The 13,786-nt window shown below is 32.6% G+C and carries 10 protein-coding genes; 4 read left to right on the plus strand and 6 right to left on the minus strand.

Features of this window, described 5'->3' with window-relative positions; all coding sequences use genetic code 11:
- Positions 1-160 precede the first annotated feature (160 nt).
- Positions 161-1,645 carry an arylsulfatase gene (locus H0I28_RS14610; RefSeq protein WP_254712787.1) on the plus strand — a complete coding sequence of 495 codons (1,485 nt, stop codon included), beginning with the start codon at positions 161-163 and terminating at the stop codon, positions 1,643-1,645.
- Positions 1,646-2,022: 377 nt separating this feature from the next.
- Here the strand turns inward: H0I28_RS14610 and H0I28_RS14615 are convergent, their stop codons facing one another.
- The 3 genes from H0I28_RS14615 to rhaD all read right to left on the minus strand — a co-directional run bounded on the left by H0I28_RS14615 (position 2,023) and on the right by rhaD (position 6,089).
- Positions 2,023-3,333 (minus strand): FGGY family carbohydrate kinase, encoded by a 1,311-nt coding sequence (locus H0I28_RS14615; protein ID WP_218759557.1) that lies wholly within the window; start codon positions 3,331-3,333, stop codon positions 2,023-2,025.
- 152 nt (positions 3,334-3,485) lie between these two features.
- On the minus strand, positions 3,486-5,273 hold the full coding sequence (locus H0I28_RS14620) for an L-fucose isomerase (protein ID WP_218759558.1): 1,788 nt from the start codon (positions 5,271-5,273) through the stop codon (positions 3,486-3,488).
- Positions 5,274-5,294: 21 nt separating this feature from the next.
- The gene (gene rhaD, locus H0I28_RS14625) at positions 5,295-6,089 is read right to left on the minus strand and encodes a rhamnulose-1-phosphate aldolase (RefSeq protein ID WP_218732180.1); all 795 of its coding nucleotides are present in this window, start codon (positions 6,087-6,089) and stop codon (positions 5,295-5,297) included.
- Positions 6,090-6,188: 99 nt separating this feature from the next.
- On the opposite strand from rhaD, the gene H0I28_RS14630 reads away from it, so the two are divergent.
- From H0I28_RS14630 to H0I28_RS14640, 3 genes are all read left to right on the plus strand, one after another.
- Positions 6,189-7,088, plus strand: a complete 900-nt coding sequence (locus H0I28_RS14630) for an AraC family transcriptional regulator (protein ID WP_218732181.1) — start codon at positions 6,189-6,191, stop codon at positions 7,086-7,088.
- Between the two features lie 263 nt (positions 7,089-7,351).
- Complete coding sequence (gene aldA / locus H0I28_RS14635; RefSeq protein WP_218759559.1) at positions 7,352-8,791, plus strand: aldehyde dehydrogenase; 1,440 nt, start codon at positions 7,352-7,354, stop codon at positions 8,789-8,791.
- A gap of 122 nt (positions 8,792-8,913) precedes the next feature.
- A complete protein-coding gene (locus H0I28_RS14640) occupies positions 8,914-9,243 on the plus strand; it encodes an L-rhamnose mutarotase (RefSeq protein WP_218759560.1) in 330 nt (109 codons plus the stop codon).
- 150 nt (positions 9,244-9,393) lie between these two features.
- Here H0I28_RS14640 and nagB read toward each other — a convergent pair whose 3' ends face one another.
- From nagB to H0I28_RS14655, 3 genes are read right to left on the minus strand one after another with little or no spacing between them, the layout of a single operon-like run.
- Entirely contained in the window at positions 9,394-11,322 is a 1,929-nt protein-coding gene (nagB, locus tag H0I28_RS14645) for a glucosamine-6-phosphate deaminase (protein WP_218732184.1), read from the minus strand.
- 32 nt (positions 11,323-11,354) lie between these two features.
- Complete coding sequence (locus H0I28_RS14650; RefSeq protein ID WP_218759561.1) at positions 11,355-12,674, minus strand: sugar MFS transporter; 1,320 nt, start codon at positions 12,672-12,674, stop codon at positions 11,355-11,357.
- Between the two features lie 52 nt (positions 12,675-12,726).
- On the minus strand, positions 12,727-13,785 hold the full coding sequence (locus H0I28_RS14655) for a phosphotransferase (protein WP_218759562.1): 1,059 nt from the start codon (positions 13,783-13,785) through the stop codon (positions 12,727-12,729).
- Position 13,786: the final 1 nt, after the last annotated feature.

The raw sequence follows: 13,786 nt of genomic DNA on the forward strand, positions 1-13,786 counted from the left end.
AGAAATAAGAGTCATTTTGATACCTTTTTAGAACGATAATTGCTCTTACTATTAAATAAGTATTCATAATTTTACTTTCTTACAATATTAATTAACCAACGTAAATAATATGTATTTAAAAAACATCATTTTTAAATTTCTATTCTTCTCTGTTTTTGTAATGACAAGTTGCAAATCAGAAAAAACAGCAAAAAAAACCACAGATATAAGTGAAAAACCAAACATTGTGGTTATTTATTTAGACGATTTAGGCTACGGAGATTTAAGTGCTTACGGAGCCACAGAAATCCAAACGCCAAATATAGATGCCTTGGCAAATGGCGGAATTAAATTTACAAATGGGTACGCTTCTTCGGCAACATGCACACCAAGTAGATATGCGTTGTTAACAGGTGTGTATCCTTGGAGAAATAAAAAAGCAAGAATTTTAGCAGGTTCTGCTCCTTTAATTATTGATGTAGCGCAACAAACATTACCAAAAGTCTTAAAGAAACAAGGCTATCAAACTGCAATTGTTGGTAAATGGCATTTAGGTTTAGGGTCTGGGGATGTTAATTGGAACGGAAAAATAACTCCGGGTCCTAATGAAGTAGGTTTCGATTCTTCTTATATTATGGCGGCTACGCAAGACAGAGTACCAACCGTTTATATAGATAACGGACATGTAGTAGGTTTGGATAAAAATGATCCGATTGAAGTAAATTATAAAAAGAATTTTGAAGGAGAGCCTACAGCAAAATCAAACCCGGAAATGACAACCATGAAATGGCATCACGGACATAATAATAGCATTGTAAACGGAATACCTAGAATTGGGTATATGAAAGGTGGTGAGTCTGCAAAATGGACGGATATTGATATGGCAGATCATTTTTTAGGAAAAGCGCAGGAGTATGTAAAAACACATAAAGAGCAACCTTTCTTTTTGTATTACGCGATGCAGCAACCACACGTACCAAGAACTCCGCATCCACGTTTTGTAGGTAAATCTGGAATGGGACCAAGAGGAGATGTTATTTTAGAAGCAGATTGGGTAGTTGGTGAATTTATAAATACTTTAGAAGAAGAAGGTCTTTTAGAAAATACGTTAATTGTTTTTTCTAGTGATAATGGCCCAGTTTTAAATGATGGGTATTATGATGACGCCATAGAAAAATTAGGAAAACATGACCCAAAAGGAGGTTTAAGAGGTGGTAAATACAGTTTGTTAGAAGCAGGTACGAGAGTGCCTTTTATTACCTATTGGAAAGGAACAATTAAGCCAACTGTTTCAGATGCGATTGTTTGCCAAATGGATTTATTAGCTTCTTTAGCAAACTTAACAGGAACCTCAGAAAATACAACAGATAGTAAAGATATTTTAAATGCTTTTTTAGGTAAATCTAATAAAGGAAGAGATCATTTGTTAATTGAAGCAAATTCTAGAACAGCTTTAAGAAGTGGAGATTGGTTAATGATTCCTCCTTATAAAGGGAATAAGTTTAATAAAAAAGTAAATATTGATGTTGGTATTCGTCCAGAATTTCAATTATATAATTTAAAAAAAGATGTTGGTCAAGAACAAAATTTAGCAGCAACAAACCCTGAGGAATTAGCAGAATTAATTAAAGTCTATGAGTCTTTAAGAGGTGAAAAAATAAAATAGATTATACTTTATAAACCATCCCTAAGGTAAGCCTTAGGGATGATTTTTTATTTACAATTAGTTTTTAAACATGAAAAAGTATACCAGTTTATCTTTTCTACTTTAGGAGAAATCTCATAGCAGTGATAGCAAAAAATAGAGCGTCTTTATGTGATTTCTCTCTGCGTTAGAAATGACAAAAATGTGTGTTTTCATTCTAGTATTAATGCTGAAATAAATTCAGCATGATAGATATATTGTCTATGTCGCTATGTGATAAAAAAACACCTAACAATTTATTGTTAGGTGTTTTTCCCTTATAAGTAGGTTTGGCTACTTGAAAATCGATTAGGTTAATATCGACTTGTTTGTCGTAATTAAAGTATTACAAACTTTGTTTATAAGTATGATTTCATCATTAATGCAGCACCTAAGGCACTTTCATTTTTGCATTCAGAAATTTTAATTACAATGCCTTTCTTTAACAAGGTTAAATATTTGATGAATATCCTGTTTTTATTAAATCCGCCAGAGATATAAATGTTTTTAATGGTTTTGTCTTTATCTGTTATTAAATTAATACCTGCAATTACTTTTTTAGCAATTTCGAATGTTAATTGATAATACGCTGTTTGATAAGAACCAAAATGTTTTAATAAATCTTCATTAGCTTCAAAATTAGTATCAATACCATCTGCTAGAAAAATTTGTGCATTTTCAGCAATTAACTCTTGACATAATTTTTCTTCTAAAGGAAGGTTTAAATGTTTGTCTACATGGACATTAAAATATTCGCTTAATGGATCTAAGTACACTTCATGTATGCGTCCTAAAAACTGCATAGAAGATTTTACTTGTTGTTTTTTAGGAGTCATAAAACACAAACAATTATTGGTTAATTGATGTTGTGTTAAGGTTTCAGTACTAAAAGGATTCATAGCAATAATCCAAGTTCCTGTAGAAAGCAATACAAAATCGTTGCCTTTTTCTTTTTCTAAAATAGGAATTATAGAAGAAGAACTGTCATGTAAACCAGAACCAACAGCTACTTGCTGTCCGTTAATTTCTGTAGAGATTGCTTTTTCTCCGTTTACAGGTTCGGGTAAGTTAATATTTGCAGCCTTTAACCAAGGATGATATTCCATTTTATCGAAATTCCAAGTAGCTGTATGTGCGCCAACAGACGTAAAATCTGCGGTAATTTCTTTTGTAAATAAGTAACTTAAATACTGTGGATAATGTAAAATAGATGCTACATTTTTCCATACTTCTGGTTTGTCTTTTTGCATCCATTGCATTTGCAAACCAGTGTTTAACATTCCGTAAGCTGGTGAAGCAGTTGTTCTAGAAAACTCCTCTACACCACCATTAGATTTATAAAAATCATTATAATTTTTTATGTCTAAGGGTTTTAGGTAGTTGTATAAAGGGGCAATTCTGTTCCCTTGCTTATCTAAATATACAAGAGAGGCTCCGTGGGTAGAAAAATTAATCGCTTTTAAAAGAAATTTAGGATTATTTTGAACTTGTTTTATTTGTTCTAAAATCCAATTTTCAATAGACTCTAGGTCATCACAAGGAAAACCATCATCATCTAATACTTCTTTGAACTTGGTAGAATTCTGAAAACAAACGTCAAATTTTTCATCAAATAAAAATATTTTTTTATTCGTTTTTCCAATATCTATAACTGCGATTACGTTTTTCATTTTATTGAAGCTTAAAAAGGATAAAGTTTGCTTATAACAATTGTATAGGCTTTAAAAGAAGCTACTTTATCAGTATAAAAAAAAAGAATTGGCATCTTAACAAATAATTCAAAAAAAAATTAAGAGCCAATTCTTGTTAAAAAAGTGTTTTATTATTCTTTGAAACCATATAAAGGTCCGTAATTATCACATGCTCTATAATCTGCACCTTCTAAGTTTTCACCGAAAGCAGACCATGCGCTAGGTCTAAATACATCATCTTCAGAAACATTGTGCATGTTTACAGGGATACGTAACATAGACGCTAATGAAATTAAATCTGCACCAATATGTCCGTGAGAAATTGCACCATGGTTTGCTCCCCATTTTGCCATCACTGTATATACATCTTTAAAGAATCCTGTACCAGTTGTTCTAGGCACAAACCAAGTTGTTGGCCAAGTAGGATCTGTTCTGTCGTTTAAAACATTATGTACATCTTCTGGTAACTCAACACTCCAACCTTCTACAATTTGTAAAACAGGACCAATTCCTTTAATTAAGTTAATTCTACACATCGTTAAAGGCATTTCTGCTTTCGTTAAGAAATTAGAAGAGAATCCTCCTCCTCTAAAATATTCTACGGTAGCAGGTGGCCATTTTGTATTATCTAAACATCTCTGAACATCATCTTTAGTAATGTCCCAGAATGCTTTCATTGTTGCATTTCCATCAGCATCTTGTTGTTGTGCTGTTGCATCTAAAGTTGTAGAACCAGAATTAATTAAGTGAATAATTCCGTTTTCTGCCAATCCTGTTAATTTTTTACCAGTAACTCTTTCTACAGATTCTGGACTCCAATATGTTCTTACATCAGAGAATAACTGTGCTTTATTAGTCAATAAGTGACCAAATAACATAGAAATTGCATTTAAACAATCGTTTTCTGTTGCAAATGTATATGCTTGACGAATTCCGTTCCAGTCGAAAGAAGAGTTTAAAATAGACTCTGTAAAATCTGCATTTGGTTGGTAATCTGTCCACTGACGTTGTCCTTGGAAACCACCCATAATAGCGTTTCTTCCTTTAGACTCTTCACCAAATCCCATCTCTTTTAATTTAGGATTTCCGTTCATTAAATCTTTACAGATTAAAGTCATTTTCACAACTTTTTCCCACTCAGCATCTTTTTGCTCACGCGTTTTTTGTGCTTCAGGATTGTTTCTATCTTCTCCTTCTTTACAGTTTTCTTTTGTCCAAACTAATGCTTTTGCATATTCTTCTTGATCAAAAATACCTTCATCTATACGTCTTAATAACTCAACAGATTCTACAAATTCTGCTCTTACGCCTAAATAGTCTTGTAAAAAGTTTACATCAACCATAGAACCAGCAATACCCATAGAACTATATCCAATAGATAAATAAGATTTTCCTTTCATTTGAGCAACGGCTAAAGCACCTTTTGCAAAACGAATAATTTTTTCTGAAACATCTTGAGGAATGGTTTGATCTCCACCATCCTGAACTTCTTTACCATAGATACCGAATGCTGGTAATCCTTTTTGAGAATATCCTGCTAAGGCAGCAGCTAAATACACGGCTCCTGGTCTTTCTGTTCCGTTAAATCCCCAAACTGCTTTAGGTAATAATGGGTCTGTATCCATTACTTCTGTACCATAACACCAACATGGTGTTACTGTTAAAGAAACCTCTACACCTTCTCTTTTAAATTTATCTGCACAAGCAGCAGCATCTGCAACACCACCAATAGTAGTATCTGCAATAACACATTCTACTTTTTCTCCACTAGGGAAACGTAATGTTTCTTCAATTAATTTTGCAGCCGCTTTGGCCATATCCATCGTCTGAACCTCTAAAGATTCTCTTACTCCTAATTCTCGTCCGTCTATAACAGGGCGAATTCCTATTTTTGGTAATCTACCTATAAGTCTACTCATTATATATAAATTTTTTAAGTCCTATGTAAATTGTTCTAATTCTGTTAATTGCTCGTTAGACAAACCTGCTGGTTTAAAACCTGCTGCCCAACACATCATTAACATTTTTGCTCCTTTGTTAGCTACATCTAAAAAGTCCCAAGCTTTCATTACATCTGGTGCTGTAGAAGTTGCTCCGTGTTTTTCCCAAAGAGATACGTTTCTTGTTTTAAAAGCTTCCATAGTTACTTCTGCTAAGGCAGCAGTACTAGATAAAGCGTAAGGAGTACAGTGAATTCCTTTAGGTACAAATACTTTTACCTCTGGACACATCATCCAAATTTGTCTATTTAATTCTTCTTCATTATCAAATAATTCATGATGACTCATACAGATTAACTCAAGTGGATGTGTATGCACAACCGCTAAGTTTTCTGGGTGATGAATAGAATTAAATAAATGGATACTTGCATGAGAAATTAACTCACAAGTTGGTCCAAAATTAGGTCTTTTTCCACCCCAAATAATAGAATAAGCTGTTGCAGTTTCGTTAATGTAAAGAATACAAGAAACTTCTTCTAACATGTCTACTAAATCTCTTAAATAACAACCAGTACCAGTAATATAAAGTACAAAACCAGCTGATTCTTTAGGGAAATCGAAAGGAACTTCTGTACCAATTCCTTCCACTTCTTCTTTTTTAAAGAATGAAGTTAAGTTCATTGATATGTTTCCTGCATTTCTTTCTGCCCATTCACGTTGCCATAAATAACCGGCAACGGTTGATACTTTTTTTAATTCTATCTCTACTTCTGATGGAAGGCTTAATGTTTTCATAATATTTAGTAAATTTGATATCACAAAGATATTTACGAATGACATGTAATTAAATATTCAAAATCTGTATTTTTGTATCTAATTTAAACAATTCACTAATTGACGTTTTCAAAAAACATAGCATTGGGAGACCCTTCTTCTAATTATCAAAATTTTATAGATTTAAAATTGAGACTGTTGTGTTGTAGGTATTGGTTGTTAAATTTATGGGATTGCCATGATATGATTTTTCCTTTTTGGAGAATTTATTGGAATAGAAATGAAGGCGGTGAATTAATTCATCTAGAAGATGTATATAAAATGACACCAGATACTTTGTATATAATTCCACCTTTTACTTCTTTTTCCTCTCGTTTTTCTAAAAAACATGTTTATAACGATGGCATCCATGTTTCTGGTAGGCATTTAACAAGTGATTATGAAGAAGAAGATTATTTAGAATCCTCTTTAATTCATTTTTTTATCCATTTTAATTTAGGGGTTCCTTTCGATAATGTATATCCGGGTATTATAGAAATTGAAGTAACAGATTATTTAAGAGACCGATTAGAGTATCTTACAGAAAGATTAAAAATAGAAAATAAAGATTTTAAATTGACCTTTAATTTAAAATTGCAGGCATTTATTAAAGAAGTGTTGACTAATATTGGTCCAGAGCTTTGGAAAGCGATTAATATAGATGACCGTGTTTTAAAAGTGATTCGTTTTATTGAGGCGAATATCAGTAAGAAACTAACCAACACAGAAATTGCAGCTATTGTAAATATGGCACCTAATTCTTTTGCGCGCTTATTTAAGGAAGAAATGCATATTACGTTGCATAACTTTATTCAGAATAGAAAAATTGCAAGATCTTGTGAGTTGTTCGAGCATACCAATAAAACAATAGAAGATGTGGCTTTTAATTTAGGTTTTTCAGATAGATATCATTTTTCTAGAGTATTTAAATTGGTTACAGGTTTAACACCTGGAATTTATAAATCTGGTAAATATACATAAATAGATACGTGGTGTTTTTTGTAAGTGCGTCTTTATCTGTTGCAAATAAAGAGGTATGGTGTTTTTTTTTATTTCTATTTTATAGTTATGTTTAAATTATACATTTTATTGCATAATATGGATAAATTTTTTAATCAGATATATTTATAAGTTTGCCTATTGGCTTTAACCACCAATACCACTAGGACGAAAGAAGTACGGAAGTTCACCATGATTTTCTCTTACTTCTTCATTAAAAATACCACTAACTAATAAAATATATTATGCAGCAATTTCAACAATTTATCAACGGAAAATTTGTAAAATCGACTTCAGCAGAAGTAACAGAAGTTTTAAATCCTTGTACAGAAGAAGTTCTTTCTACCATACCACACGGTAGTGTAGAAGATGCTAATAATGCATTAGATGCCGCTCAAAATGCGCATCATGCTTGGAAATCTCTTCCTGCAATTCAAAGAGCCAATTATTTAAATAAAATGGCAGACGTTATTCGTGAAAACAGAATATTTTTAGCCAAAACTTTAGCTTCAGAGCAAGCAAAAGTAATTGGTTTGGCACAAGTAGAAATAGATGTTACCGCAGATTATTTTGATTATTATTCAGGTTTTGCAAGAAGAATAGAAGGAGAAATTATACAAAGTGACCGTAGTAAAGAACATATCTTTTTACACAAAGCCCCAATTGGAGTAGCTGTAGGTATTTTACCTTGGAACTGGCCATTTTTTGTTATGGCAAGAAAAGTAGCAGCATCTTTAATTACGGGAAATACTTGCGTAATTAAACCAAGTTGTATTGCCCCAAATACCATAATGGAATGGGCTAAAATGATTCAAAAAATTGAATTGCCAGCAGGTGTTTTAAATATAGTTTGTGGTTCTGGTCCTATTGTTGGAAATGCTTTAAGTAAGAGTCCTACAACGGGTATTATCAGTTTAACGGGTAGTGTTTTTGCGGGTCAAAAAGTTATGGAAGCAGCCTCTGCAAACATTACAAAGGTTTCTTTAGAGTTAGGTGGTAAAGCACCGGCAATTGTTTGTGCAGATGCTAATTTAGAATTGGCTGTTAATGCGATTGTTACCTCTAGGATTACTTATAGCGGACAAATATGTAATTGTGCAGAACGTGTGTATGTAGAAGAATCTATTCACGACCAATTTTTAGAAATGGTAACTGCTAAAATGAAAGCGGTAACAGTAGCAGATGCTTTTTCTGATGACAATCCAGATATGAGTGCTTTGGTTTCTAAAGATCAATTAGATAAAGTATCTGAAATGGTAGAATTTGCCAAAAAAGAAGGTGCAGAAGTATTGGTTGGAGGATCTAGATCTCCACAATTTAATAAAGGGTATTTTTATCAACCTACTTTATTAACCAATATAAGACAAGACATGCAAATTATGCAAGAAGAAGTATTTGGTCCTGTTTTACCAGTGATGAAATTTAGTACTTTAGATGAAGCTATTGCCTTGGCAAATGATTCAGAATTTGGATTAACATCCTCTATCTTCTCCGAAAACTTTAACAAAGTAATGCATGCTGCAGAAGAATTACAATACGGAGAAACGTATATTAATAGAGAGCATTTTGAAGCTATTCAAGGTTTCCACGCAGGTTGGAAAAAATCTGGTTTAGGTGGTGCAGATGGTAAACATGGTATGGAAGAATATCTTCAAACTAAAGTTGTGTATGCACAATACAGATAAAATAGTTTAAATACAGCTAGGAAGCACTTTTAATTTTTAGAAATTTACTGATTTCGATTTATTAAAAGTGCTTTTTTTATAACAGTTTATGGGATTCGTAATTATGAAAATTTATAAATAAAATGACAAAATATTGTTTCGCTTTAGATTTAAAAGATGATGAAAAACTAATTTCAGAGTACAAAAAATATCATCAAGAAATTTGGCCAGAAATCACAAAAAGTATCGTTGATGCAGGTATTTTAAACTTAGAAATTTTTAATGTACACAATCGGTTATTTATGATCATGGAGGTGGATGCTTCTTTTTCTTTTGAAGAGAAAGATGAACTTGATAAGAACAATGTAAAAGTACAAGAATGGGAAGCGCTCATGTGGAAATACCAACAAGGTCTTCCGATGGCTAAAAAAGGGGAGAAGTGGGTTTTAATGGATAGAATATATCAGTTGTAGAAATAAGTGTTTAAAAGGTACGGGCGAGACGCTTGCACTAGCTTTCAAAAATATTATCACTTGTGAATATTGAATAAAAAAAACCTCAACTTTTACAGTTGAGGTTTATAATTTGATTCTTTTTATTTTGGTATTAAAGTAATAGATTTTCTAATAATGCCATCTTACAAATGCTTCCATAGCTGCGTAATGAGATAAACCTAATTGGTCATATAATTCTGCAGTTTCTCTATTTCTGTCTTCTGCACGTTGCCAAAATTCTCTACTATCTGCTCCTTGAAAAACAACTCCGTCTTTTTGAGATTGATGTTTGAAAATTCCTTTTCTTTTTTCTAGAACTTGGTCTGGTCCCATTGGTACTGCCATTTCTATTTCATCAATTCCCCATTCTTGCCATGCACCTCTGTACAACCAAACCCAACAGTCTTTCATAAACTTTTTAGGTTTTAGTTCTCTAACAGCTGCAAAAATGGCATCTAAACATACTTTATGAGTTCCGTGTGGATCTGCTAAATCTCCAGCTGCATAAATTTGATGCGGCTTAATTTTTTCGATCAAGTCTGCTGTTATTTGTACATCTCCAACTCCAATTGGATTCTTTTTTATCGCTCCAGTTTCATAGAACGGTAATTCCATAAAATGAATTTGAGTATCTGGTAAACCTATAAAATGACTGGCTGCCCTTGCTTCCCCTTTTCTAATTAACCCTTTAATGTATCTAACTTCTGGTGTATCTATTTCACTCGCTTTCTTGTTCTTTAAAAAGTCTGCAGCTTTCTTGTATATTGCATTGGCTTCAGAATTATCAATTCCAAATTTATCATTATAATCACACACAAAACTAGCAAAACGTAAAGCTTCATCATCTGCAACGGCAATATTACCAGAGGTTTGGTATCCAATATGTACTTCATGTCCTTGCTCGTGTAATCGCTTAAAAGTACCACCCATACTAATGACATCATCATCTGGATGCGGACTAAAAATTAAGACACGTTTTTTAGCTGGTTCTGCTCTTTCTGGTCGTTTACTATCGTCTGCATTTGGTTTTCCACCTGGCCAACCGGTAATAGTATTTTGTAATTTGTTAAATATTTTTATGTTGATATCATACGCAGGACCTGAGTCTGCTAACAAATCACTCATTCCATTTTCTATGTAATCAGCATCTGTTAACATTAAAATTGGTTTCTTCAAATAAAGGGCTAAACTTAAAACGGCTTTTCTAGTAAGCGTATCCGTCCAAACTACTTTTTCTACCAACCAAGGCGTATTGATTCTTGTTAATTTAGAAGCTGCTGCTTGGTCTAAAATAAAAGTTGCATTTCTGTGCTCTTGCAAGTAAGAGGCTGGTACTAAGCTAGTAATTTCATCTTCTACAGAAGCTTTTATAATATTAGATTTGCTTTCTCCCCAAGCCATTAAAATGACTTTTTTAGCCTCCATTATTTTTTTAACACCTAGAGTAATTGCAGTTCTTGGTGTGTTTTCTAAACCAGAAAAATCTCCACTAGCTGCTACTCTTGTAATGTGGTCTAAGGCAACCAACCTTGTTTTAGAATTTTGAAGCGATCCAGATTCGTTAAAACCAATATGACCATTTCCTCCAATTCCTAAAATTTGCAAATCAATACCACCTAAAGCTTCAATTTTTGCTTCATATTGATCACAATAATCTCTTATAGCTGCTTTTGATAATGTTCCGTCTGGTACATGACAGTTTTCTGGTAAAATATCTATGTGATTAAACAATTGTTCTTGCATAAAACGCACATAACTATTTATAGAATCTGGTTCCATTGGGTAATATTCATCTAAATTAAAAGACACTACGTTCTTAAAACTTAAACCTTCTTCTTTGTGTAATCTTACCAATTCTGCATACAATCCTTTCGGTGAAGAACCTGTTGCTAAACCTAAAATACAAGGCTGTCTTTGCGATTGTTTTACCTTAATAAGACTTGCAATTTCTTGTGCAATTGATTTTGAGGCTGATGTAGAATCTTCATAAACGATAGTTCCGATATTTTCGAATCTTTTTTCGAAACCTGTCGCTTTGTCTATAGTACTTTTTAACATAATATGTAGTTTGTTAGGTTTGAATTTTATAATTATTTACTCCAGCTTTTTATTTTATGTCCCCAAACGGCGAATAACAAAACAATAGCATAACAAGGTATTAAGATCCAATAACTGCCCGTTGCTGCAGTTGCTAATGCTTCTGCTTCTTGCAGGCCGTTGGTAATTAATTCGTGTTTATTTGCTTCTACAATTCTACCATACAATGGTGGTATTATCGCTCCTCCAGAAATAGCCATAATTAAAAGTGCCGAAGCTGTTTTAGTATGTTTACCTAAACCATCTAAAGTTAATGGCCAAATTGCTGGCCAAACTAATGCGTTAGAAACACCTAAAGCTGCAACAAATAAAACTGAGGTAAACCCTGAGGTAGATATTATAAGAACACTAAAAATAATACCTAAAATAGCACTAATAACAAGCGCTGTTTTTTGTTGTATATATTTAGGGATTAATAAGACACCTAAAGCGTAGGTTGCAACCATTGCCATTAAGGTGTATGTAGTAAAGAATTTTGCATCTGCAGCTGGTATGCCTAATGAAATTCCGTAAGCAATAATGGTATCTCCAGCAATTACTTCTGCACCAACATACACAAATAAAGCTAGAACCCCCATCCACAAATGTGGGTAGTGAAATATGGTTTTAGTTGATGAAGACTCTCCATCTGTTAACGCCTCTTCTTCTGCAGCTTCTACATTAGGTAATGCAGCTTTTCTAATTAGAAAAGCAAAAATGAATAAGACAACAGCCATTACAATATATGGTGTATGCACACTGTCTGCCATGGTATCTAAAAGAACATTTTTTTCATCAGCAGAAACGTTTCCTATTTTTTCGTTTACATCATCTATACCAGATAATAATAACGCACCAAAAATGATAGAACCTAAAGCGCCTGCAACTTTATTTGCAATTCCCATCATTGCCATACGTTTTGCACCACTTTCAATAGGGCCCAAAATAGTAATATAAGGGTTGGCTGCAGTTTGGCAAATAGTCATTCCAATTCCTTGAATAAAAATAGCTAATAAAAACATCCAATAAGTACGTGCTTCGGCGGCGGGTATAAAAACCAATGCACCGATTGCCATAATTGCTAAACCTAATGATATACCATTTTTATAACCTGTTTTAGAAATGATGTAAGAAGCAGGTAATGCCATTACTACAAATGAAATGTAAGATGCTGTAGCTACTAAATATGCCTGAGTTTCCGTAAGTTCATTAATGGTTTTCATGAATGGAATAAGCGCTCCGTTTATCCAGGTAACAAAACCGAAAATAGCGAAGAGTCCTCCAATGATCATAATTGGGACTAGGTTGTTTTGAGATTTAGTAGTCGTGCTCATAAGATTTAAATTAGTTTGTGTTGTTTAATAGATTTCAAAGTTTGGAATTTAATTATAATTTTTTGGAAAAACTCTCTATCAATTTAAATTGATTTTTTGCTCTGTCTAAATTATGCTCTTGGTAATTTGTTTTGTAATAAATATCATTGTTTAAATAGTCTGTTAAAAAACGCAATGCCATTATAAAAATCATTGTTTTTGCGGCTAAGGGTAAATATTTTAACTCTTTTTCTGTTAAGGTATCTTTTGTTTTTTCTAAAAAACCTTTTTCGTATGCTTTGTAATAGTCTAAATTGAATTCTACCTTAGACAAATCTGTTTCATCTTCTGCGGCTGTGTTACAAATTGTTCTAATAGCATCGCCAAAATCATAATGAATAATACCTGGCATTACGGTGTCTGTATCTATCATACAAATGCCTTTGTTCTCTTGTGTAAATAGCGAATTAGATATTTTTGTATCGTTATGTGTAACTCTTATAGGAATTTCACCTGCATCTTTTAAATTTTGAAGAATATGCATTTCTTCCTTTAAATCTGTTACTATTTGTATGTAATCTGCTGCTTTTGTTAGGCGGATTTTAGAAGCGCTTTGTATAGAAGAAGCATACTGCTTAAAGCGAAAAGGTATGTTATGAAAATTAGGAATTACATCTATTAATTGACTGCTGTCAAAATCTGATGTTAAGTTTAAGAAGTCTCCTAAAAGTTTTCCGCCTTCGTAGGCAATTTCTTTATCTTTTACAATTTCGTGTGTCACGCTATTGTCAATAAAAATCATCACATTCCAGAAATTTACACCTTCTTTGTGATAATAAGAATTACTATTCTTTTCTTTTATAAAGCTTAAAACTGTCTTATTTAAGACTTCGTCTGAAGCGTTTGGATATTTGCTTCTAATATGATTACTCGTTAATACTTTATTGTTTACCAACCCCGGAACATCTTTAAAAACAATTTGATTGATTCTTTGGAGTATGTAATTAGTATTGCCATCTGTTTTTATTAAAAAAGTATCATTTATATGCCCAGAATTTAATTCTGAATGACTTTTATAATTAAATTGATGGTCGAACTCGTTAAAAATAGAGATAATCGTTTCTGTTTTCATA

Source organism: Polaribacter sp. AHE13PA (assembly GCF_019278505.1).
Lineage (GTDB): Bacteria > Bacteroidota > Bacteroidia > Flavobacteriales > Flavobacteriaceae > Polaribacter.